Origin of the sequence: Anaeromyxobacter terrae, from assembly GCF_022690685.1 — a bacterium.
GTDB classification, from domain to species: Bacteria; Myxococcota; Myxococcia; order Myxococcales; family Anaeromyxobacteraceae; genus Anaeromyxobacter; species Anaeromyxobacter terrae.
In genome coordinates this window covers 53,506-80,302 of record NZ_JALCYY010000020.1, presented here as the reverse complement: position 1 = coordinate 80,302, position 26,797 = coordinate 53,506, and the positions used below count along the sequence as shown (strand labels likewise).

Sequence of the window (26,797 nt, the reverse complement as noted above, 5' to 3'; positions counted from 1 at the left end):
GGAGAGGACGCTCGCAAGTGCACCTGCAGGCGGGGGACGCGCGGGGAGAGGCTACATCCCGCCGGCGCCGGGGCCCGCGAGCTCCTCAGGCTTCATCTCGCGGAGACCGTTCGCGTCGACGGTGAGGAAGAACAGCTCGCGCTCGGGCGTCCGGTCGGCCCCCATCGTGAGCTCGCCGGTTGCGCCCTTGAAGCCGCGCACCGCCGCGAGGCCGTCGCGCAGGGCGGCGCGCGTCTGGGCGCGATCGTGCTCGATCACCTGGCGCGCCATCCCCGCGGCGTCGTAGGCGGACGCCTCGAGGATGGTGGGCGTCTGGCCGGGGAACTTGTGCTCGAACGCCTCGACGAAGCGCTTCGTGCCCGGGCGCGCCGAGCCGGCGAAGAACCCGTCCACGTAGATCGCGCAGCGCACGTGGCGGCCCGCGCCGCCCGGCGACTGGTCGAACAGCCCCGGGTCGCCGCCCCAGCCGTTCGCGCCGAACAGCTGCACGGGGCGCAGGTCGGGGCGGCCGGTGAGCTTCTTCAGCTTCTCGACGGCCTCCGGCTCGCAGGTCTGGGTGAGGACGTCCTCGACCGCCAGCGCGGGCGCGATGAGCTTCACGTTCTTCGCGAAGTCGGGGATGAAGATCGCGTCGAAGTCGGCGATGGGCGGGAGCTTCTCGCGCGCCTTCTCGAGCGCCTTGCGGCGCCGGAACGGGTCCTTCTCCTTCTCGGCGATCTCGCGCGACTGCTCCTGCCAGTCGCTGCGGTCCTCGAGGTAGAGCTTGCCGACCATGCTCTTCACGAGGGGCGTGAAGGTGGTCCGGTCGGGGGCGTAGGTCTCGGCGGCGCGCACCTCGCCGCCGCGCGCCTCGAGGTCGTCCCAGAACGCGTTCGCGAGCTCCACGCCGTAGCTCATCGACGGGTAGAGGACGGCGAAGCGGCGCATGCCACGCTTGCCCATGGCGAGGCCGACGATCGCCTCCGCCTGCTCGCTCGCGGTGAGCATGTTCTGGAAGACGAACGGCCCGGCGGCGGTGATCCCCTCCTGCTTGGAGAGCGAGACGAACGGGATCTGCAGCTCCTCGGCGGCCGCGGCCGCCCGCTCGCCCTCGGCGTTCGTGACGCCACCCACCACCGCGATGGCGCCCTCCTCCAGCACGAGCGCCTCGAGCGCCGCGGCGGCGCCGTCCGGCTCGCCGCGCGTGTCGCGCACCGCGACCTTCACGCCCGAGCCCTCGAGCGCCAGCGAGACGCCCTGCAGGATCGCCTCGCCCCAGCGCTTGTAGTTGCCGGAGAGCGGGACCGCGACGCCGAGCACGTTCGGGCGGACGTAGGTGAGGCGCGAGATCCGGTCGACGAGCCGCTTCGCGTCGTCCGCGTAGGGCCCGTGCGGCCAGCGCAGGAACACCTCTCGCGCCGCCTGCTCCGCGCTCGCGTAGTCGCGCAGGTGCAGGTGGACGCGCGCGACCTTCATCGCGAGCGGCTCCTGGAGGGGCGAGTCCTGCGGGAGCGCGCGGCGCAGCCCGTCGGCGTCCTCGAGCCCGAGCGCGTCGACCGCCGCGGTGGCGCGCGCGAGGGTCTTCGTCCGCGCCTCGCCGTCCTGCGTCTCGGCGAGCGTCGCGAGCCAGCGGACCGCGTCGGCCTCGGCGCCGGCGGCGAGCGCGGCCTCGGCGGCGCGGGCGGCCGCGCCAGGGCGAGCCTCGGCGGGGAGCTTCTCGTAGAGGGTGGCGAGGCTCGCGAGCCCATCGCGGGTCCGCCCGAGCTCGATGTCGGAGAGGGCGAGCAGGTACTTCGCCTGGACCGCGCGCGGGTGGAGCGGGTGCTCGCCGAGCAGCGTGCGGAGGTCCTCGGCCGCGCGGGCCGGATCGCCCGCCGCGCGCCGGAGCTCCGCCGCCTCGTGCAGCGCGTCGCCACCGGCCGGCACGCCGCGGTAGCGCGCCGCGAACGCCTCGAGCCGCGCCGCGGCCTGGGCGGGCGGCAGGCCCTTCCCCTCGGCGCGCACGCCCTCGAGGTCGCGGCGCGCGAGCGCGTCCGCGTCCTCGACCGACATCTCCTGGCCGTTCACGACCACCCGCTTCGGGCAGGCGGCGAGGGCGAGGAACAGGAAAGCGAGCACCTTCCGGGCGGCGACGCGCATGGGAACCCCGATCTACTGCGGAACCCGCAGGGTGGGAACAGATTCCCCGGCTCGGCGCACGATCCCGGGCCTGCGGCGGGCGTCCTCGCTCCTTGCGCCTGCGGCGCACTGCCAGGCGCCGCTGTGCGCGGCTCCCGTCGAAGGAGCGCCTCGGCGCGCGTCGCTGCGGTTGCCCGCCTCGGCTCCGGGCTCGTGCGCCTTGCGTGGAAGTTACCCCTTCGCCTCGCGCAGGAGGTCGCCGACCTTCTGCCAGAAGCTCCGCGCCTGCGGGTGAGTCTCCTCGCCGGAGAGCGCGGCGAAGCGCTCGAGCAGCTCGCGCTGCTCCTTGCCGAGGTGGGTGGGCGTCTCGACGAGGACGCGCACGTGCTCGTCGCCGCGCCCGCCGCCCGACAGCGCGGGGATCCCCTTCCCCTTCAGGCGGAACACCTTCCCGCTCTGCGTGCCCGCCGGGACCTTGAGCTTCGCCGGCCCGTCGAGGGTGGGGACGTCGATGGTCGCGCCGAGCGCCGCCTGCGCGAAGGAGATGGGCATCTCGCAGAGGACCTCGGTGTCCTCGCGCGAGAAGATCGGGTGGTCGCGCACCTGCAGCACGACGTAGAGATCGCCGGGGCTGCCCCCCGCGACCGGCGCGGGCTCGCCCTCGCCGGAGAGCTTGAGGCGCGTGCCGGTGTCGACGCCGGGCGGGACCTTCACCTCCACGGTCGCCTCCTCGCGGAGCGCGCCCTGTCCGCCGCAGGCCGGGCACTTGTCGACGATGACGCGGCCCGAGCCCTGGCAGTGGTGGCAGGTGCGGGCGATCGAGAAGAAGCCCTGGGTGAGGCGGATCTCGCCCGCGCCGCCGCAGGTCGGGCAGGTCTTCGGGCCCGTGCCAGGCTTCGCGCCGGAGCCGTGGCAGGCCTCGCACGCCTTCGGGCGCGGGATGGTGATGCGCGCGACCGTCCCGAACGCCGCCTCCTCGAAGCCGATCTCGAGGTGGTAGCGGAGGTCCGAGCCGCGGGTGCGCTGGCGCTGCTGCCGCCGCGCGCCGCCGCCGCCGAACATCTCCCCGAAGATGTCGCCGAAGATGTCGTTGATGCTGGCGCCGCCGCCGAACGGGAACCCCTCGGCCCCGGGCATGCCTCCGTTCGTGTGCCCGAACCGGTCGTAGCGCGCGCGCTTGTCGGGATCCGAGAGGACCTCGTAGGCCTCGGACGCCTCCTTGAACTGCTCCTCGGCGTGCTTGTCCCCCGGGTTCTTGTCCGGGTGGAGCTTGTGGGCGAGCCTCCGGTACGCGGTCTTGATCGCCTGCTCGTCCGCGGCGCGCTCGACGCCCAGGACATCGTAGTAGTCTCGCTTATCCACGTCTTTTCGCGCCCTTCCGCAGCGGACCGCCCGCGCCGGCGGCAATATAACGCACGCAACGGGGCTGACAATTCGGCCTGCCCGCCCTCGCCCGCAAAGGTGAGGCGCGGGCGCCACCCCGGAAGCCGGCTGGAGCTCGCCTCCTCGGCCCGCTCGGTGGAGGCCGCCGGCTAGCTGCCGCCGCCCTGCTGCGCGTAGATCGCGTCCGCGATCCGGTAGGCGCTGCCCTCGAGCCGGCCGAGCGCCTCCTTCACGGCGGCCGGGTCGCTGCCCTCGAGCGTCGCCTTCAGCGCGTCGAGGTCGGCCCGGATCTCGGCGAGATCGCCCTCGGCGAGCGCGCTCGCGTACTCCTCGAGGCTCTTCTCGGTCGTGTAGATGAGCCCCTCGGCGTTGTTCTTGAGGTCCGCGAGCTCCTTCTTCACGACGTCGTCGGCGCGGTTCGCCTCCGCGTCGCGGATCATCCGCTGGATCTCCTCCTCGGTGAGCCCGGAGGAGCCGGTGATGCGGATCTGCTGCTGCTTGCCGGTGCCGAGATCCTTCGCCGAGACGTGCACGATCCCGTTCGCGTCGATGTCGAAGGTGACCTCGATCTGCGGGACGCCGCGGGGCGCGGGCGGGATGCCCACGAGCTCGAAGCGCGCGAGGGTCTTGTCGTCGGCGGCCATCCCGCGCTCGCCCTGCAGCACGTGGACGGACACGAGCGGCTGGTTGTCGACCGCGGTCGAGAACACCTGCGACTTCTTGCAGGGGACGGTGGTGTTCTTGTCGATGATCTTCGTGAACACGCCGCCGGCGGTCTCGACGCCGAGCGAGAGCGGCGTCACGTCGAGGAGGAGGACGTCCTTCACCTCGCCCTTCAGCACGCCGCCCTGGATGGCCGCGCCGACCGCGACGACCTCGTCCGGGTTCACTCCCTTGTGCGGCTCCTTGCCGAAGAAGCGCTTCACGACCTCCTGCACCTTCGGCATGCGGGTCATGCCGCCGACCAGGATGACCGTGTCGATCTGCTGGACGGTGACGCCCGCGTCCTTGAGGGCGGTGCGGCACGGCTCGAGCGTCCGCTCGATGAGATCGCCGCACAGCTCCTCGAGGGTGGCGCGGTCGAGGGTCTCGGCGAGGTGCTTCGGGCCGGTCGCGTCGGCGGTGATGAACGGGAGGTTCACCTCGGTCTCGGTCGCGCTCGAGAGCTCGTGCTTCGCGCGCTCCGCGGCCTCCTTGAGCCGCTGCAGCGCCATCCGGTCGCGGGTGAGGTCGATGCCGGTCTGCTCGCGGAAGCGCCGCGAGAGCCAGTCGATGAGCCGCTGGTCGAAGTCCTCGCCGCCGAGGAAGGTGTCGCCGTTCGTCGCCTTCACCTCGAACACGCCGAGGTTGAGCTCGAGGACGGTGATGTCGAAGGTGCCGCCGCCGAGGTCGTACACCGCCACCCGCTCGGTCGCGCCCGCCTTCTGCTTGTCGATGCCGTAGGCGAGGGCGGCGGCGGTGGGCTCGTTGATGATGCGGAGCACGCTCAGGCCGGCGATGCGGCCGCCGTCCTTCGTGGCCTGGCGCTGGGCGTCGTTGAAGTAGGCCGGGCAGGTGACGATCGCCTCGCTGACCGGCTCGCCGAGGTAGTCCTCGGCGGTCTGCTTCATCTTCGCGAGGACCATGGCGGAGATCTCGGCGGGCGAGAACGCCTTGCCGCTCGCCTCCACCCACGCGTCGCCGTTGTCGGCCGGCACGATCCGGTACGGCACGAGGCCGGCGGAGCGCGCCACCTCGGGGTCCTGGAACTTGCGGCCGATGAGCCGCTTCACGACGTAGACGGTCGACTCGGGGTTGGTGATGGCCTGCCGCTTCGCGATCTGGCCGACGAGCCGCTCGCCGCCGTCCGTGAATGCGACCATCGACGGCGTCGTGCGCGAGCCCTCGCTGTTCGGGATGACGACGGCGTCGCCGCCCTCCATCACCGCGACGCAGGAGTTCGTCGTGCCGAGGTCGATGCCGATCACCTTCCCCATCGATCGATCACCCTTCCTTCGCGCCCGCGGCCGGAGGGGGCGCCGCGATCGCCACGCCCACCATCGCCGGCCGGACGAGCCGGTCGTTGAGCTTGAACCCCCGCGCGTGCTCGAGGACCACCGTCCCCGGCGGCTCCGCGTCGGTCGCGACCTGGAGGAGCGCCTCGTGCACGGCCGGGTCGAAGCGCTCGCCCATCGCGCTGAAGGCGGTGACGCCGTGCCTCGCGAGCGCCTGCTCGAAGGTGGTCCGCACGAGCCGCACGCCCTTCGCGAGCGCGTCGCCCTCGGGCGCCGCGGCGAGCGCGCGGTCGAGGCCGTCGAGCACGGGCAGGACGTCCTTCACCACCTTCTCGATCCCGAAGCGCTGCACCTCCTCGCGCTCCCGCGCCGCGCGCTTCTTGTAGTTGTCGAGATCGGCGGCGGCGCGGAGCAGCTTCTCGTGCTCGGCGCGGAGCTTCTCGAGCACCTCGCGCCCCTTCGCCTGGGAGAGCTCGAGCTCCGCCCGCACCCGCTCGAGCTCGCCGGGCTCGGCGGGCTCGGCGGGCTCGGCGGGCGCGCCCTCCACCTCGAGCGGCACCGCCTCGGGCTGGGCCTCGCCCCCCGAGATCCGCTCGACGGAGCGGAGCGCCTCCTCGACGGCGTCGAGGGGAATGTCCGCCCGGAAGGCACCTTTGTCGTGGGTGTCGGCCATCGCTCGCGATCGTGATCCGAAGGGGCCCGCGACGCGGCCGGCGCGCCTCGCGCCGCGCGCGCGCGCGCTCGCCGGTCATCATGGCACGGGCTCGACGGGCGGAACAAGGTTTGCGCCGCGAGGAGCGAGCCCGGACGCGCGGTCCGTGTGCGCCGGTCCCGCTAGCCGTCCGACAGCGCCGCGAGCGCGCGCGAGATGTGGCGCGCGGTGAGATCCACGAGCGGTATGACGCGCGCGTAGTTCATGCGCGTCGGGCCCACCACCGCGAGCGTTCCGAGCACGTGATCGCCGCGCCCGTACGGCGCGGCGATGACCGAGACGTCCGGCACCACCGCGAACTCGCTCTCCGCGCCGATGAAGATCTGCACCTCCTGCGAGGTGAGCACGCGGTCGAGCACGCGCAGGATGCGGTCCTTCTCGGCGAACGCCTTGAGCAGCGCCCGGGCCTTGCGCACGTTCGCGAACTCTGGCGCGTCGAGGAAGCTCTCCTCGCCGTCGACGAGCACCCGCTCCTCCCCCGGCGCGAAGGTCTGCTCCGCGAGCGAGAGCGCCATCTGGAGGAGGTCGTGCAGCGCGCTCTGGTCGGCGCGCATGTCGGCGAGGATCTGCTCGCGCACGGCGGGGAGCGTCTCCGCCGCCGCCGCGAGCGCCTGGATCTTCTCGTTCAGGTAGTGCGCCGCGCGCTCGAGGTCCGCCGCCGCCATGGGGAACTCGAGCTGCACGAGCTTGTTCGTGACGATCCCCGCCTCGGAGACGAACACCGCGAGCACCCGGTTCTCGCGCAGCCGCACGAACTCCACCTGGCGGACGGGATCGGCCCTCGGGCGCGGCGTCGTGACGACGCCGGCGTGGTGCGAGAGCGAGTGGAGGAGGTCGGCGGTGCTCTCGAGGAGCTGCCCCACGTCGCTCGCGGCGTGCGCGAGCCGCTCGATCCGATCCCGATCCTGCGCCGACGGCGGGCGCACCTTGAGGAGCGAGTCGACGTAGAGCCGGTAGCCGCGCTCGGTGGGGATCCGGCCCGAGGAGGCGTGCGGCTTCTCCAGGAAGCCGAGCTCCTCGAGGTCGCCCATCACCGAGCGGACGGTCGCCGGCGAGCAGTCGAGCTCGTGGCGCGCGAGCAGCGGCTGGCTCGCGACCGGCTCGCCGGTCTGGATGTAGTCCTGGACGAGCGCGCGGAGGATCTCGCGCTCGCGTCTGTCCAGCTCGCCCGTGGGCCCCGGCATCACTTCCGCCTATTCGCCGGCGAGGTGCCTCTCCGCAGCCGCGGCGAGGGCCGCGAAGCGGCTCCCGGAGAGCTCTCGCCAGCGCGCGCCCGCGAGCGCTCGGTCGCCCGCCGCCTCGGCGACGAGCGCCTCGAGGTGGGCGCGCTCCTCCGGATACACGTAAGCGAACGCCGCCCGCGCCGCACCGCCGTCGTCGAGCCGCAGGGCCTCGGCGAGCGCCGCGTGCGCGGGACCCAGCTCGCCGCGCCCGTCGGCGAGCAGGGCGATCGCGTACCAGGGCTCGGGTCGCGCGGCGTCGATGGCGCGCGCCGTCTCGAGGTACGCCTGGGCCGCGGAGACGTAGCCCTCCGCCGCGTACAGCTCGCCGAGGTTCACGAGCGCCGCCTGCTGCTCGCGTGGCTTGCCGCTCGCGACGACCTCGTCGAGCAGCCGCCGAGCCGCGTCTGCGTGCCCCTCGAGCAGGTAGCTCACCGCGAGGTCGTTGAGCGCGGCGAGGCGATCGGGATCCTGGGCGAGCGACGCCTCGAAGGACGCCCGGGCGCCCGAGAGGTCGCCCGCCCGGACGCGCTCCGAGCCGGCGCCCGGCGGGCTCGCGAGCGTGGCGAGCATGGGGGCGGCATCCTCGCGAGCGGCCGGGCGAGGCTCCGCCCCGCCGCACGCAGCGAGAGCGAGCGACGCGAGGGCCGCAGCGATGGAGGAGCGAGTGATCGAATGCCGCACGGGTGCCTCGACGGCGTTCCAGGGCTGGTCCGAGTGTAGCGGTGCCCCAGAGAGCGATCAAGGAAGCAGGTGGCGCAGCGGGCGCGGTGAGAGGGGGGGCGTTAGGATCTGGGCTGAGGCGTCGGGCACGGCGAGGATCGGCGTGAACGCTCCTCCGAAGTCGCGAACGCTCCCCAGGGGGCGAGCGACTGCGGCGGCGCGAGCACGGCGAAGGTCGTCCGTTGAGCCCGGCGCCTCTTCCTTTTGACCGCGTCCCGAGCGGGCATGAAACGCGGCGCGCCCCCCGGGCGGCGTCGCAAGTAAGATGCCGCCCCCCGAGCCGATCGCCGTGATCACGACGAAGCCTGCCTCAGACGAGACCCCCCCGAGCGATGCGCGCGCCCGCGTCCGGCGCGCCCTCGAGACCGACCGGCGCGCCGACGTGGTGGGCGTCGCCGGCGCCGCCCGCGGCTACCTGGTGCGCGACCTGCTCGCGCCCGGACCCGGGCGGGCGCGCTCCGTCCTGGCCGTCGCCCCCGACGAGGAGGACGCGGAGGCGCTCGCGCGCGACCTCGCCTTCTTCCTCGGTCCGGAGGGGGTGGTGCGCGTCCCCTCCGACGCGGTGCTGCCCTACGACGACCTCTCGCCCGACCGCGGCGTGGAGATGGAGCGGCTCTCCGCGCTCGCCCGGCTGCATCTTGCTGGGGGGCGCGACGAAGCTGCGCCCCCCAGACCCCCGCTCGCTCCGGGGCAGCCTCATCCGGCTGCCCCTGCGCTCGCCGATGCTTTCGCACCGGTGAAGGCGGTGGTGGTCTCGGCGCGCGCGCTCGCCCGGCGGATGGTGCCGCGGCGCGTGTTCGAGGCAGGGGCGGACCTGCTCGGCAAGGGCGTCGCGATCGAGCGCGAGGCGCTCGCGGCGAAGCTCGTCCTGCTCGGCTTCACCCGCACGCCGCTCGTGGAGGATCCGGGCACCTTCGCGATCCGGGGCGGCATCGTCGACCTGTGGAGCCCGGCGGATCCGGCGCCGGTGCGGCTCGAGTTCTTCGGCGACGAGATCGAGAGCTGCCGCGCCTTCGACCCGCAGACCCAGCGCAGCGAGGGCGACGTCGCCGAGGTGCTCCTCTGCCCGGCGCGCGAAGCGCTCTTCTCCGAGGAGGGGAAGGAGGCGGCGAAGGCGGCGGTGCGCGACGCGGCCGAGCGCGTGAACCGGCCGACCTCGCGGGTGCGCGAGGTGCTCGACGCCATCGACGCCGGCACCCCGTTCTTCGGGATGGAGGCGCTCCTCCCCGGCTTCCACCCGGGCGGCCTCGGCACGCTCCTCGACTACCTGCCCGCGGGCACCGCCGCCTACGTGGACGACGCGGCCGGCGTGGACGAGGCGCTCCAGGATCTCGACGCCGAGCTCGCCCGCGAGCACGAGGCCGCCCTCGGCCGCGAGGAGCTGGCGCTCCCGCCCGAGGCGCACTTCCTCCCCGCCGCCGAGGCGCTCGCCGCGCTCGCGGCGCGGCCGGCGGTGCGCCGCCACGGGGTGTGGCTCGGGACCTCGGAGCCGATCCGCTTCTCCTTCTCGGACACCCACGCCATCCGCGGCGAGATCGAGGCCGCCCACGGCGAAGAGGGCGCGCTCGCGCCGCTCACCCGGAGGCTCGACGAGTGGCGCCGGCGCGGCATCGCGGCGGTCGTCGCCTGCGGCTCGCCCTCCGCCGCCGACCGGCTTCGGAGGCTCCTCGAGGACCGGCGCCAGGCGGTGCGCGCGCACGAGGGCCCCCCCGGCGACCCGCGGGCGATCTTCGACCCCGCCATCCACGCCCACGTCTTCCAGGGCGAGATCTCGCAGGGCTTCGTGGACGGCGAGGCGGGGCTCGCCGTCGTCGCGGAGGAGGAGATCTTCGGGCGGCGCGTCCGCAAGAAGGCCCGGCGCACGAAGGAGGAGAACGCCTTCGCGGCGGCGTTCCGCGAGCTCAACGACGGCGACCTCGTCGTCCACGTCGAGCACGGCATCGCCCGCTACCTCGGCCTCACCAAGATGCAGATCCGCGGGGTGGAGGGCGACTTCCTCGTCCTCGCCTACGACGGCGCCGACCGGCTCTACCTGCCGGTCGCGAAGCTCCGCCAGGTGCAGAAGTTCACCGGCGCCTCCCCGGAGACGGTCCGGCTCGACCGGCTCGGCGGGCAGTCCTTCGCGCTCCGCAAGGCGCGGGTGAAGGAGCAGCTCCTCAAGATGGCGGCGGAGCTGCTCGACATCTATGCCGCGCGCGCGGCGCACCCGGGGTTCCAGTTCGCCGAGCCGGACGGGATCTTCCGCGAGTTCGAGGCGGAGTTCCCCTGGGAGGAGACGCCCGACCAGGCGAAGGCGATCGCGGACGTGGTGCGGGACATGCGCAAGCAGCGCAGCGGCGAGGCGGCCACGGCGCCGATGGATCGCCTCGTCTGCGGCGACGTCGGCTACGGCAAGACCGAGGTGGCCATGCGCGCCGCCATGCTGGCGGTGCTCTCGAAGAAGCAGGTGGCGGTGCTCGTGCCGACCACCGTGCTCGCCTCGCAGCATGAGCGCACCTTCCGCGAGCGCTTCAAGGGCTACCCGGTGCGCATCGAGGCGGTCTCCCGGATGAAGACCTCCGAGGAGGTGAAGCGGATCCTGAAGGACGCCGCCCAGGGGAAGGTCGACGTCGTCGTCGGCACGCACCGGCTCCTCGCCGCGGACGTGAACTTCAAGGAGCTCGGCCTCGTGGTGGTGGACGAGGAGCAGCGCTTCGGCGTCGCCCACAAGGAGCGGCTGAAGAAGCTCCGCAGGCTCGTCGACGTGCTGACGCTCACCGCGACGCCCATCCCCCGCACGCTGCACATGAGCCTCGCCGGCGTGCGCGACCTCTCCATCATCGCCACGCCGCCGGAGGACCGGCGCGCCATCCGCACCTTCGTCATGAAGTTCGACCCGCAGGTGGTGAAGGAGGCGATCGAGACCGAGCTGAAGCGCGGCGGGCAGGTCTACTTCGTCCACAACCGCGTCCGCTCCATCGCGGCGATGCAGAAGTTCCTCGCCGACATCGTGCCCGAGGCGCGGGTGGGCGTCGCCCACGGGCAGATGGGGGAGGGAAAGCTCGAGGAGGTGATGAGCCGCTTCGTCCGCAAGGAGCTCGACGTGCTCCTCGCGACGTCCATCATCGAGAGCGGCCTCGACATCCCGAGCGCGAACACCATCATCGTGAACCGCGCCGACCACTTCGGCCTCGCGCAGCTCTACCAGATCCGCGGCCGCGTCGGCCGCAGCCGCGAGCGCGCCTACGCGTACCTGCTCGTCCCGGCGCGGCGGCCCGTGACGAAGGACGCGCAGAAGCGGCTCGAGGTGCTGCAGCGCTTCAGCGAGCTCGGCGCCGGCTTCAAGATCGCGAGCCACGACCTCGAGATCCGCGGGGCGGGGAACCTGCTCGGCAAGGACCAGTCCGGCCAGATCGAGGCGGTCGGCTTCGAGCTCTACTCCGAGCTCCTCGACGAGGCGGTGCGCGAGCTCAAGGGCGAGCCGCCGCGCGAGGACATCGACCCCGACGTGCAGCTCCCGGTGCCGGCCTTCATCCCCGACCCGTACATGCCGGACGTCCACCAGCGGCTCTACTTCTACAAGCGGCTCGCCCAGGCGACGACCGACGAGGAGCTCGACGAGGTGCGCGCCGAGATCATCGACCGCTGCGGCGATCCGCCGGAGGAGCTCGACGCGCTCTGCGACGTGATGGCGGTGAAGGTGCGGCTGCGCGCGCTGCGCATCCGCGCGATCGAGGCCGGCCCCGGCCGCCTCGTCCTCACCCTCGGCGAGACCGCCGCGCTCGACCCTTTCCTGCTCGCGAAGCACGTGGCCGCCTCGGGCGGCGCCCTGCGGCTCACCCCCGACATGAAGCTCGTCTCCTCGCTCGGGGGGGCGAAGCCCCCGCCGGCGAAGGTGCCGCCCGGCAAGCCGGCGAAGGGGGCGAAGGGCAAGGCGGCGCGCCCCGCGCCCGTCCCGGTCGGCAAGGCGGCGGTGGGGCTCGTGCCGTCGCCGGCGATGGAGCTGTCGACCGGGCGGGAGCTCCTCGGCGCCGCCCGCGTGCTCCTCGCCGGCCTCGCGCGCTGCGCGCGGCCCGAGTGAGCGGCGGCGCGCCGGCCGCCCCGGCAAGCGGCCGCCATGAAAGGCGTTTCGACCGCGGGTGCGCGCCCGGGCGCAGGGGATGCGGCGGGGCCTCGCGCGGGTGCGTCGCGTCCTTGATCCCCCCCTCGTTCCGTGCTCTTTTCAGCCGCTCCAAGCCAGCGCCCGGGCCCCCGGCAGGGAAGAACGGGGCGTGGTCCTGCGTTGGCTGACCGGCCTTTTCCGCACATCTTCCCGAAGGAGCACCCGCATGCTGCGCCGTTCCCTCGTCATCGGCCTCTGCGCGCTCGCCGTCGCCTGCCAGTCGCCGAAGGACAAGAAGTCCGGCCCCGTGATCGCGAAGGGCAACGGGGTCACCATCACGGCCGATGAGTTCAAGGCCCGCCTCGACGAGCAGTCGCCGTTCATCCGCGCGCGCTACTCGACCCTCGAGCGGAAGAAGGAGTTCCTCGACAACCTCATCCGCTTCGAGGTGCTCGCGCGGGAGGCCGAGAAGCAGGGGCTCGCGACGGACCCCGACGTGCAGATGACCCTGAAGAAGATCATGGTCCAGAAGCTCGTCCAGAAGAACTTCCAGGACCTCGAGCGCGCGAAGGAAGTCCCCGAGCCCGAGCTCCAGAAGTACTACGACGAGCACAAGCCGGACTACTTCCGCCCGAAGCGCGTGCGCGTCGCCGCGGTGGTGTTCGAGGCGCCGGCCGGCTCGCCGGAGCGCGCGAAGAAGCTCGCCGCCGCGAAGGCCGCGCTCGCCAAGATCAAGGCCGACGAGAAGAAGAACCCGCTCGCCTTCAACCAGGCGGTCGCGCAGTACTCCGAGGACGCCGCCACGAAGAACGCCGGCGGCGACCTGCAGTACAAGTCGCACGAGGAGCTCACGGCGGCCTACTCGAAGGAGCTCGCCGACGCCGCCTTCGCGCTCTCCGCCGGGCAGACCTCGGACGTCGTCCAGACGCCGAAGGGCCTCTACCTCCTGAAGCTCACCGCCCAGCAGGAGGAGCTGAACCGCTCCTTCGATCAGGTGAAGGCGCAGATCGCGAACAAGCTCTACCGCGAGAAGAAGACGAAGGAGTTCGACGAGTGGCTGAAGCGCCTCAAGGACGAGGCGAAGATCTCGGTCGACGAGAAGGCGCTCGAGGCGGTGGAGGTCTCCGCCGCCGCGCCGGGCGCCCCCGGGATGCCGGGCACCGGGATGACGGGGGTCATGCCCCACGGCCCGATGCCGAGCGCGACCCCCGTCCCGCCGCCGGCGAAGTAGGCGTGCGCGCGAGGCTCCTCATCCCGCTCGTCGCGCTCGGCGTCCTCGCCGGCGCGGGCTGCGGCCGGTGCGGCGGCGCGAAGAAGGACGCGCCGCCCGCGCCGCGCCCCGTGGCGCTCGTGAACGGCGAGCCCATCGGCGCCGAGGTGCTCGCGCGCGAGCTGCGCGAGGCGCGCGCCGGCGAGGCGCAGGCCGAGGGGGGGGACACGCTCCGCCGCGGCATCCTCGACGAGCTGGTGGATCGGGCGCTCCTCCTCCAGGAGGCGCGCGCCCGGTCCATCGTCGTGGGCCAGGACCAGGTCGAGCGCGCGTTCCTGCGGGTGCGCGCCGAGTACCCCGGCTCGAACTTCGACGACCTCCTCGCCCAGCAGCGCCTCGGCCAGGCCGACCTCAAGGGTCGGCTCAAGGACCAGCTCACCATCGAGCGGCTCTTCGAGGAGCAGGTGTTCCCGCAGGTGCAGGTCGCCGACGCAGAGATCCAGCGCTACTACGCGGACCACGCGGCGGAGTTCGAGGAGCCGGAGAGGGTGCACGTGCTCCAGGTGGTCGTCTCGACCAAGGAGGAGGCGCTCGCGATCCGCGACCGCCTCCGCAGGAACCCCCAGACCTTCGCGGAGGTCGCGCGCAAGTCGTCGATCGCCCCGGAGGGCAAGGCCGGCGGCGACCTCGGCTACATCGGGCGCGGCTCCGGGTTCCCGGAGGTCTTCGACGTCACCTTCACGCTGCCGCTCAACAAGGTGAGCGACGTCACCCCCTCGCCTTACGGCTTCCACATCTTCAAGGTGGTCGACCGGCGCGCCGCGGCCCGGCGCACCCTCGACCAGGCGCGGGCCGAGATCGCCGAGAAGCTCACCCGCGAGAAGCGCGCGCGGGCCCAGGACGGTTATCTCAAGGCCCTGCGCGAGCGTGCCCGCATCGAGATCGACGAGAAGGCCCTCGCCGGAGTGACTCCGTGACCTCAGCTGCCCTCCCCCTGCTCGCCCTCCTCGCCGCCGCACCGGCGGCCGGCCCGAGCCCCCAGATCGTCGACCGCGTCGCCGGGCTCGTGAACGGCGAGGTGATCACCCTCTCCGAGCTCGCCGAGCGCGCCGGCCCCGCGCTGCTCAAGGCCGAGCAGCTCAGCCCCGGGCCGGAGCGCGACCAGGCCCAGTCCGCCGCGCTGAAGCGCGCCTTCGAGGACGTGATCGCCGAGCGGCTCCTCCAGTCGAAGGCGGCCGAGCTGCAGCTCGAGGCGACCGAGCAGCAGATCGACGAGGCGGTCGAGGACATCAAGAAGCGCAACAACTTCGACGAGCCGGCGCTCGATCGGGCGCTCAAGGAGCAGGGGCTCGACCGCGCGACCTTCCGCGCCAACGTGAAGCGCGAGTACGACGCGTTCCTGGTCCTGCAGTACCAGGTGCGCGCCAAGGTGAAGGTCTCGGACGACGACCTGCGCAACTACTACCAGTCCCACCCGCAGGAGTTCGGCGGGGAGGACGAGGTGAAGGTCCGCCATATCTTCCTGCCGGTGCCCGACAACGCCACGAAGGCGCAGGAGGCGAAGGTGCAGGAGCAGATGACCCGCGTCCTGCAGCGGCTCAAGACCGGCGAGGACTTCGCCGCGGTGGCGCGCGAGGTGTCGAAGGGCCCCTCCGCCGCCGAGGGCGGCGACCTGGGCTGGCTCCGGCGCGGCACCATCGAGAAGGCGCTCGAGGACGCGGCCTTCGCCCTGAAGGCGGGCGAGCTCTCGAAGCCCGTGCGCGCGGGACCCGGCCTGCACGTCTTCAAGGTCGAGGAGCGCCGCGTGGCGGGCGAGAAGTCGTTCGAGGACGCGAAGGAGGAGATCCGCGCCCACCTCGTCGACCAGCAGGCCGGCACCTACCGGACGCAGCTCATCGCCGAGCTGCGCCGCGACGCGCTCATCGAGCCGAAGCTCCCCGAGCTGCAGAAGTGAGCGTGCGCGCGCGCCGGGACGACGTCGCCGCCGCGCCGCGCGCCATCGTCTCGCCGTCCCGCGCGCCGGGGCGCCGCGCCGCCGCGCGCGCACGGCCGGAGCGCGCCCGGCTCCCCGCGCTGCCGCGCATCGCCGTGAGCCTCGGCGACCCCTCCGGCGTGGGCGCCGAGGTGACCGCCAAGGCGCTCACCGCCCTCCGCGGCGCCTTCGTCCCCTACGTCTTCGGGGACGCGCGCGTGCTCGCGCGCGAGCTCTCCTCGAGCGGGCTCCCGCTCGTCGTCCCCGGCGCGCCGCTCCCGCCGGAGGGCGCGCTCGTCACCGTCACCCGGCTCCCCGCCGGCGCGGTGCGCCCCGGCCGGCCCGACCCGCGCGCAGGCGCGGCGCAGCTCGCCGCCCTCGAGGCCGCCTTCGAGGCGGTGCGGCGCGGCGACGCCGACGCGCTCACCACCGCGCCGGTGTCGAAGGCGCAGGTCGCCCGGGCGCTCCCCGGCTTCGTCGGTCACACCGAGTGGCTCGAGGCGCGCTGCGGGGTGCGCCGCTCGGTGATGATGCTCGCCGGCGAGAAGCTCAAGATCGCGCTCGTCACGAACCACGTCGCCTTCGCGAAGCTCCGCCGCGCGCTCACCCCCGAGCGCATCGCGGAGACGCTCGTCATCACCCACCGCGCGCTGCGCGAGGACCTGGGCCTCGCGCGCCCGCGGCTCGCCCTCGCCGCCCTGAACCCGCACGCCGGAGAGGAGGGCGCCTTCGGCGACGAGGAGACGACGCTCCTCCCCGCTGCGCTCGCCCGCGCGGCGAGCCAGGGCGCGCGCGCGCGCGGCCCCTTCCCCGCGGACTCGGTGTTCTTCCGCGCCGCGCTCGGCGAGTTCGACGCGGTGGTGGCGCTCTACCACGACCAGGGGCTCATCCCGGTGAAGCTCCTCGACGCGGTCGCGGGCGATCCGGCGGTGAACGTGACGCTCGGGCTCCCCATCGTGCGGACGAGCCCGGATCACGGCGTCGCCTACGACATCGCCGGCTCGGGCGTCGCGAACCCGGCCTCGATGATCGCGGCGCTCCGGCTCGCGGCGCGGATCGCGGGCGTGCGCGCCAAGGCGCCCCGCCGGCTGCGACGGCGCTGAGCGCCGCTCGCCCGGCGAGGACGGCACTCGACCTCGACGCGGCGCACCTCAAGTCGGCTGGAGCGGCAGCTCGACCTCGAAGCACGAGCCGCGGCCCGGCTCGCTGCGCACGGAGATGGTCCCCTGATGCGACTCCACGATCTGGCGCGCGATGAACAGGCCGAGACCGAGCCCGCCGTAGTGGCGCGTCGAGGTGGCCCGCTCGAACCGCTCGAAGATGTGCGGGAGACGATCGGCCGGGATGCCGATTCCGCGGTCGAGGACCGTGATCCGCACGCGTCGGTCGCGCATCCGCTCGAGCGTCAGGTCGATGGGCTTCCGGCCGCCGTACGAGATGGCATTCGACAGGAGGTTCGTCAGCAGCTGGTCGATGCGCGAGCGGTCCCACCGCCCCACGATCCCCTCCTCGGCGTGGAGCGTGAGCGCCGTCCCGCCCCGCTCGAGCTCGACCTCCATGCGCTCGAGGATCCGCCGCGCCTCGGCGACGAGATCGAACTCCTCGAGCGCGAGCGTGAGGCGCCCGTCCTGGATGCGCGTGACGTCGAGGAGCTGCGTGACGAGCGCGGTGAGGCGCTGGGTCTCGCGGGCGGCGAGGGTGAGCATGTGGGGCGCGATGGACGGGTTCGTGGCGTGGAGCCCGCGCTCGAGGCTCTGCACGACGAGCTGCAACGACTGGATCGGCGTGCGCAGCTCGTGGGAGGCGATCGACAGGAACTCGTCGCGCAAGCGGACCGCCTGCTGCGCCTCGCGGTAGAGCTGGGCGTTGTCGATCGCGATCGCGGCGCGATCCGCCAGCTCCCGGGCGAGCTCCAGATCGGCGCGCTTGTATCGGCCCAGCGTGCCCGAGCCGAGCGTCAGGGCGCCGAGGACCCGCCCCCGCGCCAGCAGCGGTACGGCCAGCGCGCTCCGGCACCCCATCTCCGAGATGAGCCTGGCGTGCTCGTCATCGTAGCAGTACGCGCGAATGCCCTCGGCGGGCAGCTCGGAGATCAGGATGGGCTCGCCGCTGCGCAGGGCCCGGGCGGAAGGGTGAGGCGCGTCGTAGGTCGGCGGATAGCGCCTCAGGAGCTCCTCGATGACCGGCTCCTTCGCCGGATCGGCGTGCGCTCCGGCGATTCGCCGGAGCTGCTGACCCTCGACGAGATCGATCAGGCACCAGTCGGCGAGCGACCGCACGCACAGCCGGCCGACGCGTCTCAGCGTCTCCTCATGGTCGAGCGAGCCCGCGAGGAGCGCCCCCGCCTCCGCCAGGAAGGCCGACCGGCGCTCCGCCTCCTCGGCGGCTGCCTTCGCCTGCTCCGCGGCCCTCCTCGCGTCCTCTGCTCCAGCCCTTGCCCCGCGCTCCTGGGCGAGCAGCCGCGCGTTCTCCACCGAGATGGCCGCCTGAGCCGCGACCAGCCTTAGCGCCTCCAGGCGATCCCGCGTGAACGCCCCCACAACGAGGTCATTCTCCTCGTAGAGCAGGCCCACGGGCTCGGCCTGGCGCAGGATCGGCAGGCAGAGCACCGACCTCGGTCTCCGGCGGGCGAAGTAGGGGTCGGATGAGAACTTCCCCGACGCGCTGGCCGCATCGTCCAGGATGACGGGCTCCCGCGTCCGCCACGCGTACTGGACGAGCGAGGCAGGCACGGGCGGCACGGCGGGCGGGAGCTCGTCCGACGCCGCCGTGAGCGGCAGCGCCGGCCGGAGCTGGGTCGTCACGCCGTTTTCCCCGCCGACCGCCTCCGCCTCCATGAAGAGGTCGTCGCCGTGCGCCAGGAACAGGCAGACGCGTTGCGCGCCCCCTTGCTCGAGCGCGACCCTCAGGAGCGTCCCGACGAGCCTGTCGAACAGGATCTCTCCCGAGATGGTCTGTGACGCCTTGACGACGGAGAGAAGGTCCAGCTGCTCGGGACGCACCGCGATCGACGCGGTCGGGTCGAACGGCCCGGTCTCGAGGATGTGGCGATGGAGCCGCTCGAGCTGCCGCACCTTCCCATCGGCACCCCAGCGCCGGTAGCAGGCTCGCGCGTGGCGAACGTACGTGTCGGCGAACGCCTCGAACCCCCTCGTCCGGTAGAACCTCGACGCGAGCTCGCTCGCGATCGCCTCGTTCTGGACGAGCCCGTTGTCGCGCGCGGACCGGATCGCCCGCTCGTACAGGCGCATCGCCTCGAGGTCGTCGCCCGTGATGCGAGCCAGCTCGGCGGAGACGAGCGCACTCTTGCTGGAGAAGTTCTCGGGGCAGTTCTCGGCCCACTCGCGAAACTGCGCATGGTGCTCGCGCAGCGCCTCCAGGTACTCCCGCTGCGTCTGTGGCGGCGCGCCTCCGTGCGCGCCGGCGAGCGAGAGCGCCCGGTAGTAGTGGAACTCGGGGACCTGCATGTGGCCGGGAGTCGACCACAGCAGCGCTCGCGCCCGCTCTGCGGCCTCGATCGCCTCCGCGTAGTCTCCTGAGATGAAGCGCGCCGCGAGCTTGAGGATGTAGTACCAGCAGACGGTGAGCGGCCTGACCTCGCGATGGAGGTGCTCCTCGAACACCCGCTGATCGAACGTCGCGTCGTCGAACGTCGAGAAGCTCGCGGTGAGCCCCCGCATGTTCTGGATGAAGCGCTGCATGCTCACGATCTCGTCGACGACCGGCGCGTACCTGGCCTTGCGGACGAACTCGAGGCGCACCTCGGACTCGCGGTAGACCGTCTCGAGCGGCGAGCCCTGCGTGATCATGACCGTGACGATGTGGTTGGCGCAGTAGCAGGCGTAGGTCAGGTCACCCACCTCGACCGCGGCGCGGAACCCCTCCTCGAGATACCGGAGGTCGGTCTGCAGCGGCTTCGTCCAGAAGTTGATGAGATCGCCGAAGCAGATGTCGATCCTCGGCTTCAACGCGACGAGGCGGTGCCTCTGCACGTAGTCGTAGGCGAGCTTGCCGAAGCGATAGCCCTCCTGGTACTTGCCGAACACCGGGCCGAGCGTGATGCCGAGCCACACGTAGCCCACTGCGGACGCGGCGGCGTTCCCGTGACGCAGGCACAAGTTCACCATGTGGCAGCTCAGCTGCAGGAGCAGGTTCAGATCCGTGAACATGGCCGCGACCGTCGGCGCCGCGAGCGCTCCGAGCGCGGCTTGCGTCTCGCGATCCGTCATCGCCGGTAGATCGATCAGGTGTTCGATCTCTCGCGCGCCGAGGTTCCGCCAGAGCTCGTCGTACTCCTGCTGCACCTCTTCCCGGGTGGGGTGTGGCGTCAGCTCGATCCCGAACAGCGAGATGCACCGGAGGGCCGTTTCGACGGCCTTGTCGTTGTCTCCCTCGGTGGTGTGCAGGTCGACCAGGAACTCGTAGATGGCAGCCCGGTCGACCTTGTCGCGGGCGTGGGCGAGTAGCGCGGTGACGAGTTCCTGGGACCGGCCCCGGTTGCCGAGCAGGTACTCGAGCTGCGCCAGCTCCAGGTGCAGATCGTAGGTCAGCCCGTAGTCGACGTCCCAGCTCTCCTCGTCTACGAGCGCAACGCCGCGCAGGACGTACCCGGCGGCGCCGGCGTATGCGGCCGATGCCTTGGCTCGCCTCCCCGCGATGAGGTTCAGCTCGGCGAGCTTCGTCCTCTCGCTCCGGTCGGTGATCAGCGAGGAGCCGAGGTTGAGCTGGTTCACGATGTCGAACACGCTCTCGCCGAGCTGCTCGGCGGGTGTGTGGGCCAGGAGCAGCTGCCCGATCCGTAGGTGGGTCGCCCCTCGCCGCTCCTCGGGGATGAGCGCGTAGGCGGCCTGCTGCACGCGGTCGTGCGAGAACCTGTACCTGTCACCGGAGCGGTCGAGCAGCCCTTCTCGAACGAGCACCCAGAGATCGCGATGGGTCTCCTCCTCCGATCGCTCCCGCAGCATCGCCAGGGTGTCGGCGGCGACGACGTTTCCCACGCATGCGGCGAGCCTCACCGCCTCCTGCGCCTCCGCCGGCAGCCGCTGGAGCTTCGCCACCATCAGCTCGACGACGTTTTCGGTGTACCCCTTGGCGCGCGCTGCGGCGACGTCGGAGCGCCACGCCAGCGACTCCGGGTCGAAGCAGATGAGGCCGTCGTCCTGGAGCGAGGTCAGGAACTGGATGGCGAAGAACGGGTTCCCCGCCGTCTTCTCGACGACGAGGTCCGCCAGCTCCCGGATCTGCTCCGGGGAGCTCCGCATCGCGTCGGCGACGAACTGGCCGAGGTGTTCCCGGGAGAGCGGGGTGAGAACCAGCTCGTGCACCGCGACGGCGGCCTTGCGCAACCCGGCGAGCATCGCCATCAGCGGATGTGCCGCGGTGACTTCGTTGTCGCGGTACGCGCCGATGGCGAGCAGGTGGCGGGTGTCCTGGTGCGTGAGGACGTCGGCCAGCAGCTCGAGGCTCGCCGAGTCGACCCACTGCAGGTCGTCGAGGAAGACGGTGAGCGGGTGCTCCTTGCGCGCGAACACGCCCAGGAACTGCCGGAACACCATGTGGAAACGGTTCTTCGCCTCGGCGAGCGGGAGCTCGGGGACCGCAGGCTGCCTTCCGATGATGAGCTCAACCTCGGGGATGATGCCCCCGATGAGACGGCCGTTGATCCCCAAGGCACCCTTGAGCCGCTGACTCCACTCGCCGATGCGATCCTCACCCTCTGCCAGGACATCGCGCACCAGTCCGCGGAAGGCCTGGGCGATGGTCGAGTAAGGGACGTCGCGCTTGTACTGATCGAACTTGCCCTCGACGAAGAGTCCCCACCGTCGAACGATCGGCTTCTGGATCTCGTGAACCAGCGATGACTTGCCGACGCCGGAGTAGCCCGACACCAGTACGAGCGCGGGAGCTCCCGTATCGGCGACGCGCTCGAAGGCGTCCAGTAGCACGACGACCTCCTCGTCGCGCCCGTAGAGTCTTTGCGGGATCTGCAGCCGATCCGGCACGTCCCGCTCTCCCAGCGGGAACGGATCGATCCGGTGGCCGACGCGCCACTGCGCGAGGCAGCGCTCGAGGTCGAACTTCAGGCCGCGGGCGGTCTGGTAGCGGTCGTCCGCGATCTTGGCGAGGAGCTTCATCACGATCCGCTCGATCGCCGCGGGCACGTCCGGGACGAGCCGGGAGACGGCGGGAGGCGCGCGGGCCACGTGGCAGTGGACCCACTCCAGAGGATCGCCGGCCTCGAACGGCAAGCGCCCCGTGAGCATCTGGTAGAACGTGACGCCCAGCGAGTAGAGGTCGGTCCTGCTGTCGACGGAGCGGTTCATCCGGCCCGTTTGCTCCGGCGACATGTAGGGCAGCGATCCCTCGATGAGCAGGGGTGGCCGAGCCGCCTGCTGCTCGCGAGGCAGGCGCGTGGCGAGCCCGAGGTCGGCGAGCTTCACTTCGAGGGTGCGAGGGTCGACGAGGATGTTCTCGGGCTTCAGATCCCTGTGGATGACGCCCTGCCGGTGGAGCTCGGAGACCGCGCCCGCGATGCGTACGGCGAGGTCGAGGAACGTGTCCGTGGCCACGGGGGCCGCGAACACGCGGTCGAGAGACCGGCCGCCGAAGTCCTCGAGGACCAGGACTGGCAGGCCCTGGTAGGTCTCGAGGGCGAGGGACTTCACGACCGCCCGGACGTCGAGTGCGTTGGCGATCTCGTGCTCGTGGCGAAGCCTCTCGAGGTCTCTCGGGCGGCACCCCTCGGGCTCGAGCGTCTTCAGGACGACAGGGACGTGATCGGCGGCGCGGATCGCGCGGTACAGCGCCTTGCGGCCGTCCTTCCACACCGTTTCGGTGACGGTGTACTGGGGAGGCGCAGGGGTCATGTCATGCCCCCGCGAGGAAGCCCGCGCGCGCCCCTCGGGTGACGCGGATTACGCAGGCGAGCCACAATGGCGCTTCACGACCGACAACAGCCGGTCGAGATCGACGGGCTTCAGAAGCCACTCAGCCCCTAGGCTGCCCGCGACGCGAGAGGCGTCGCTGTCCCCCGACAGGATCACGACCGGGATCTCGGCGAGCTCCGGTTCTGCGCTTTGCACCTCGCGGAACGCTCGCCCGTCCATGCCCGGCATCCGCAGGTCCAGGAGGATCATGCCGGGGCGAAGCCCCGAACGCAGGTGACGGAGCGCCTCCGCGCCTTCGGCCGCGGTTACCACCGGATAGCCTTCCGCCTCGACGATGATCTGGACGACCTCGCGAATCGCGGCGTCGTCGTCCACCACCAGCACTGGGCGGCGATCCGCCACCGCGATATCCACGGCGATGAGAGCGGGGCAATTCACCTCTGCGACAAAGTGTGCTCGCATTCAGGGCGCCGACACAACCCCGACCCCCCGCACGGACGCAAGCTCGACGGGAGGGCCCACTCGGCGCACGGACGGACGATCGCCGAGGTGCGCTCCCGGGTGCGTCGGGGGCGGAGCCCGGGTTAGGCGCGTGCGGGCCCGCTCACCCGCTCGCGCGCGTCGCCCGCAGCGCGTCCTCGAGGATCCGCTCCATGCGCGCGTGGTGCGAGCCCGGCCAGTAGACGCGGCCGCACTCCGGACAACGACGGAACACCGCGTACCGCTCGCGCACGCGTGGGGGGAGCAGGTCCTGCACGTCCTCCTTGCGGACTGGCTCGAGCAGCGCATTGCAGCGGAGGCAGCGGCGGAAGGGCGCGACCGCGCGTCCGAGGTCGAAGCGCCGGATCACCTCCGCGAGCTGGCGAGGGGGATCCGCCTCCCGAACGCAGTAGCCGTGGCTCACTGCGCTCCGCTTCAGGAGGCCGCGATCGCGCGTGAGGAGGATGCGCCGCTCCTCGGAGGCTACGCGGGCGAGCGCGTCGTCCTTGGCGTCACGCTCCCAGCGCACGTCGAAGCCCGCCATCCGGAGGTAGCGCGCGAGCCTGCCGAGGTGGCCGTCCGCGACGAAGCGGGTGTCGCGCAGCGGCTCGGCGCGCACGCGTGTCACCGAGGCGACGTCGAGCGACTCGAACACCGGGTAGACGCTCACGCGCGCCCCGTCGCGGAGCCCCCAGCCGAAGTCCACCGCCTCGCCGTCGGCGAGGACGAGGTCCACCTCGGTGTGCGGGACGCCGAGCGACTCGATGACGTCCTTCACCGAGGGGGTGCCCTCGAAGGCGTGCACGAAAGGGACCCCCTTGCGCGCGGGCGGCAGGAAGTCGTTCAGCTCGGCGTAGAATCGGAACAGCGCGCGCCTCACGACCGGAGGGTGCGACCGGCGAGTGGCGCACGCCACGGGGCGGGCTGGCACCCGATGCGCGACTGGAACGTCGTCGTGACGGTGCAGGGCGGCGGCTACAACGACGCGCTGCGGCTGCTGCGCTCGCTCGCGCGCGTCGAGGAGACGCGCTACTACAACGTCCTCGTCGCCCACGCGGACGACCCGCGCGCGCTCCTCGCCACCCTTCGTGAGCGCGCCGCCAGCGATCCCGCCGCGACCGCGTCGCTCGCGCGGGTGACGCCGGTCGAGACCGTCTTCACCTTCTCGAGCCCGGAGGAGTTCGAGGCTCGCGCGCGGGAGGCGACGGCACGTTACGCGCCGGTGCTCGCGGGGAGGTCGTTCCACGTTCGCGTCCACCGGCGAGGGATGAAGTCGCGCCTCTCCGGACTGGAGGAGGAGCGCGTCCTCGCCGAGGGGCTCCTCGACCGGCTCGCCGCGTCGGGACAGGCGCCCCGTATCACGTTCCATGATCCTGACTACGTGCTGGACGTCGAGACCATCGGCTCGCAGGCGGGCGTCGCGCTCTTCTCGCGCGAGGAGCTGGAGCACCACCCCTTGCTGCGGCCGGGCTGAGCCATGGCGGAGCCGGACGCGACGCTCGACGCGGCCCTCGCGCCGCGGAACCGGGACGCGGGCGACGGGTGCCTGGGCGCGTGCTGCGCGCTGGCGACGTCGCTGCTGTTCGGCGTCGACCCAGGGAGGTCGGGGGCCGCGCTCCCCGCGGCGTTCTCCGCCATCCCCGGCGGCGCCACCTTCGCGAACGCGCGCGTGGTCCTCGCGCGGCTGTACCGGGTCCGCTCCGAGGTCGTCTCCGGCTCGCTCGCGCGGATGCTCTCCCTCTCCGGCGCGGCGGGGCTCGTCGTGCTCGGGGTGAACCCGCGCCTCGTCTACCCGGGCGCCGCACCCGGCCGCCACGCCGTCCTGCTCGCGAGCTCCACCGCGCTGGGCCCGGCCGCGTGGGCGTCGCGGCTCCTCGACGTCGCGCCCGGCGCCGCCCCGGACGCGCGCGTGCGCTTCATCGACCCGTCGCGCTCGCCTGCGCGTCAAGAGGTGCCGCTCGCGACGCTCGCGGCGGCCTTCGACGGCGCGGGGCGCGAGGCGCTGCTCGTCTCACCCGAGCGCGGCGAGCGGCACGGACAGCCGGTCGACCGGTGACCGAAGCCGACCGCGGGGCGCCGAGGCGACGACACCCGTCACGCCTTTCGATCGGACTCACCGCGGGAGGGGCGAAGCCCCTCCGGCGGGGAACCTGCGCGCACCCGCGACCGCGGGCGCGCAGGTTCACAGGCCCCGCCGAGCGGGGGTGGGGCCCCGGCGAGCTTCGCTCGACGGGGCGGGGGACGCAGTCCCCCATTCAAACACCCGACGCAGCCCCCCGTTAGACATTGAACCTGAAGTGCATCACGTCGCCGTCCTGGACGACGTACTCCTTGCCCTCGATGCGCAGCTTGCCCTTCTCGCGGGCGGCGGACTCGCTCTTCAGCTCCAGGAGATCCTCGATGCGGATCACCTCGGCCTTGATGAAGCCCTTCTCGAAGTCGGAGTGGATGACGCCCGCGGCCTGGGGGGCGTGCGTGCCCTTCTTCACGGTCCAGGCGCGGCACTCGTCCTCGCCGGCGGTGAAGTAGGTGATGAGGCCGAGCAGCCGGTAGCCGGCGTGGACGAGCCGGTCGAGCCCGGGCTCCTCGAGGCCGAGCGAGGCGAGGTACTCCTCGCGCTCGCCGGGGGCGAGGGCGGCGAGCTCGGACTCGACCTTGCCCGAGATCTCCACCATCCCCGCGCCCTCGGCTTCGGCGAGCGCCTTCACCGCCTGGATGCTCGGGTCGGTCGCCTCCTTGCCGAGCTGCGACTCGTCCACGTTGGCGATGTAGAGCACCGGCTTGGAGGTGAGGAGGAAGAGGTCCGCGAGCAGGGCGCGCTCCTCGTCGGAGAGCTTCTGCGCGCGGATGGGCGTGCCCGCCTCGAGGCCGGCCTTGGCGCGGTCGAGCGCGGCGAGCTCCGCCTTCGCGAGCTCGCCGGGCTTCCCCGGCGCCTTGGCGTTCTTCATCGCCCGCTCGCGCCGCTTCTCGACCGAGTCGAGGTCCTTCAGCATGAGCTCGGTCTCGACGACCTCCTTGTCGCCGCGCGGATCGACCTTGCCCGCGACGTGCACGACGTCGGGGTCCTCGAAGCAGCGCAGCACGTGGGCGATCGCGTCGACCTGGCGGATGTTGCCGAGGAACTGGTTGCCGAGCCCCTCGCCCTTGGAGGCGCCGGCGACGAGGCCGGCGATGTCCACGAACTCGAGCGTGGTGGGGGTGGTCTTCTTCGGCTTGAAGAGCGCGGCCAGCCGCTCGAGCCTCCGGTCGGGCACCGGCACGACGCCCACGTTCGGCTCGATGGTGCAGAACGGGTAGTTCGCCGCCGCGGCCTGCGCCGCGCCGAGGAGCGCGTTGAAGAGGGTGGACTTCCCCACGTTGGGGAGGCCGACGATGCCGATCGAGAGACCCATGCGACCTTGTTTCTAGCCCGCGGAAAAGAGAAACGCTCCGGCGGACGCGGGGCCCGCCGGAGCGCGATGACACCGGCCGAAGAGCGCGCTTACGCGGCGCGGTTCGCCGGGAGCTGTGCGATGTACTCCTCGACGAGCTGGCGCTGCGAGGCGTCGTCGAGGTTCGCCTTCACGAGGCGGGAGGCGGCGTCGATGGCGAGGTCCGCGACCACCGCGCGGAGCTCGGACATCGCCTTCGTCTTCTCCTCCTCGATCTGCTTGCGGGCGGAGGAGACGAGCTCGTCCGCCTCCTTGCGGGCGCGCGCGGTCAGCTCCTGACGGAGCGCCTCGACCTCCTGCTGGTTGCGCCGGGCGAGCTCAGCGGCCTCGCGCTGCGCGTGGGCGAGGGAGGCCTTCTGCTCACCGAGCATCCGCTCCGCCTCGGCGCGCTCCTTCTTGGCCGCCTCGATCGCCTCGCGGATGGTCCGCTCGCGCTCGTCGAGCATCTTGACGATGGGTCCCCACGCGAACTTGGAGAGGACCACGAGCAGGAACAGGAACGTGATGGCCGCCCAGAGGGTGAGGCCGGGGTTCAGGTCCGTGAGCCCTCCGGCTGCGAGGGGCAGGGACGCGAGGGAGGCCATGCGCGACTCCGTGGGTGAAGAGG

General features: G+C 72.4%; 18 protein-coding genes. 7 read left to right on the top strand and 11 right to left on the bottom strand.

The features are described from left to right. Positions 1 to 51: 51 nt before the first annotated feature. From MNY62_RS11230 to MNY62_RS11205, 6 genes are all read right to left on the bottom strand, one after another. A complete protein-coding gene (locus tag MNY62_RS11230; RefSeq protein WP_242344246.1) occupies positions 52 to 2,118 on the bottom strand; it encodes a penicillin-binding protein activator in 2,067 nt (688 codons plus the stop codon). A gap of 210 nt (positions 2,119 to 2,328) precedes the next feature. Next, the gene (gene dnaJ, locus MNY62_RS11225; protein ID WP_242344245.1) at positions 2,329 to 3,459 is read right to left on the bottom strand and encodes a molecular chaperone DnaJ; all 1,131 of its coding nucleotides are present in this window, start codon (positions 3,457 to 3,459) and stop codon (positions 2,329 to 2,331) included. 170 nt (positions 3,460 to 3,629) lie between these two features. Then, positions 3,630 to 5,456, bottom strand: coding sequence for a molecular chaperone DnaK (dnaK, locus tag MNY62_RS11220; protein ID WP_242344244.1), 1,827 nt, complete (start codon positions 5,454 to 5,456; stop codon positions 3,630 to 3,632). Between the two features lie 7 nt (positions 5,457 to 5,463). Beyond that, on the bottom strand, positions 5,464 to 6,147 hold the full coding sequence (locus MNY62_RS11215; RefSeq protein WP_242344243.1) for a nucleotide exchange factor GrpE: 684 nt from the start codon (positions 6,145 to 6,147) through the stop codon (positions 5,464 to 5,466). A 161-nt stretch (positions 6,148 to 6,308) separates the two neighbouring features. Next, positions 6,309 to 7,370 (bottom strand): heat-inducible transcriptional repressor HrcA, encoded by a 1,062-nt coding sequence (hrcA, locus tag MNY62_RS11210; RefSeq protein ID WP_242344242.1) that lies wholly within the window; start codon positions 7,368 to 7,370, stop codon positions 6,309 to 6,311. A gap of 9 nt (positions 7,371 to 7,379) precedes the next feature. Continuing rightward, the gene (locus MNY62_RS11205; RefSeq protein ID WP_242344241.1) at positions 7,380 to 7,979 is read right to left on the bottom strand and encodes a tetratricopeptide repeat protein; all 600 of its coding nucleotides are present in this window, start codon (positions 7,977 to 7,979) and stop codon (positions 7,380 to 7,382) included. A gap of 415 nt (positions 7,980 to 8,394) precedes the next feature. Here MNY62_RS11205 and mfd point away from each other — a divergent pair, with 415 nt between their 5' ends. The 5 genes from mfd to pdxA all read left to right on the top strand — a co-directional run bounded on the left by mfd (position 8,395) and on the right by pdxA (position 16,495). Beyond that, positions 8,395 to 12,189 carry a transcription-repair coupling factor gene (gene mfd, locus MNY62_RS11200; RefSeq protein ID WP_408629082.1) on the top strand — a complete coding sequence of 1,265 codons (3,795 nt, stop codon included), beginning with the start codon at positions 8,395 to 8,397 and terminating at the stop codon, positions 12,187 to 12,189. Between the two features lie 247 nt (positions 12,190 to 12,436). Continuing rightward, complete coding sequence (locus MNY62_RS11195) at positions 12,437 to 13,441, top strand: peptidylprolyl isomerase (RefSeq protein WP_242344239.1); 1,005 nt, start codon at positions 12,437 to 12,439, stop codon at positions 13,439 to 13,441. Between the two features lie 2 nt (positions 13,442 to 13,443). Next, a complete protein-coding gene (locus MNY62_RS11190) occupies positions 13,444 to 14,397 on the top strand; it encodes a peptidylprolyl isomerase (protein ID WP_242344238.1) in 954 nt (317 codons plus the stop codon). Then, a complete protein-coding gene (locus MNY62_RS11185) occupies positions 14,394 to 15,374 on the top strand; it encodes a peptidylprolyl isomerase (protein ID WP_242344237.1) in 981 nt (326 codons plus the stop codon). Before MNY62_RS11190 ends, MNY62_RS11185 begins: the two co-directional genes overlap by 4 nt. Continuing rightward, the gene (gene pdxA / locus MNY62_RS11180) at positions 15,371 to 16,495 is read left to right on the top strand and encodes a 4-hydroxythreonine-4-phosphate dehydrogenase PdxA (RefSeq protein WP_242344236.1); all 1,125 of its coding nucleotides are present in this window, start codon (positions 15,371 to 15,373) and stop codon (positions 16,493 to 16,495) included. Before MNY62_RS11185 ends, pdxA begins: the two co-directional genes overlap by 4 nt. 48 nt (positions 16,496 to 16,543) lie before the next feature. On the opposite strand, the gene MNY62_RS11170 is transcribed toward pdxA, so the two are convergent. The 3 genes from MNY62_RS11170 to MNY62_RS11160 form a co-directional block, all read right to left on the bottom strand. Next, on the bottom strand, positions 16,544 to 22,258 hold the full coding sequence (locus MNY62_RS11170; RefSeq protein ID WP_279426443.1) for a sensor histidine kinase: 5,715 nt from the start codon (positions 22,256 to 22,258) through the stop codon (positions 16,544 to 16,546). A 48-nt stretch (positions 22,259 to 22,306) separates the two neighbouring features. Beyond that, entirely contained in the window at positions 22,307 to 22,693 is a 387-nt protein-coding gene (locus tag MNY62_RS11165; protein ID WP_242344235.1) for a response regulator, read from the bottom strand. A 190-nt stretch (positions 22,694 to 22,883) separates the two neighbouring features. Next, a complete protein-coding gene (locus MNY62_RS11160; RefSeq protein WP_242344234.1) occupies positions 22,884 to 23,639 on the bottom strand; it encodes a Mut7-C ubiquitin/RNAse domain-containing protein in 756 nt (251 codons plus the stop codon). Between the two features lie 54 nt (positions 23,640 to 23,693). Between MNY62_RS11160 and MNY62_RS11155 the strand changes: the two genes are divergently transcribed. Next, positions 23,694 to 24,233 carry a THUMP domain-containing protein gene (locus MNY62_RS11155; protein WP_242344233.1) on the top strand — a complete coding sequence of 180 codons (540 nt, stop codon included), beginning with the start codon at positions 23,694 to 23,696 and terminating at the stop codon, positions 24,231 to 24,233. Between the two features lie 3 nt (positions 24,234 to 24,236). Beyond that, complete coding sequence (locus tag MNY62_RS11150; protein WP_242344232.1) at positions 24,237 to 24,815, top strand: hypothetical protein; 579 nt, start codon at positions 24,237 to 24,239, stop codon at positions 24,813 to 24,815. A 223-nt stretch (positions 24,816 to 25,038) separates the two neighbouring features. Here the strand turns inward: MNY62_RS11150 and ychF are convergent, their stop codons facing one another. Both ychF and atpF read right to left on the bottom strand, forming a co-directional pair. Further along, a complete protein-coding gene (gene ychF, locus MNY62_RS11145) occupies positions 25,039 to 26,151 on the bottom strand; it encodes a redox-regulated ATPase YchF (protein ID WP_242344231.1) in 1,113 nt (370 codons plus the stop codon). 89 nt (positions 26,152 to 26,240) lie between these two features. Continuing rightward, the gene (gene atpF / locus MNY62_RS11140) at positions 26,241 to 26,774 is read right to left on the bottom strand and encodes a F0F1 ATP synthase subunit B (RefSeq protein WP_242344230.1); all 534 of its coding nucleotides are present in this window, start codon (positions 26,772 to 26,774) and stop codon (positions 26,241 to 26,243) included. Positions 26,775 to 26,797 lie beyond the last annotated feature (23 nt).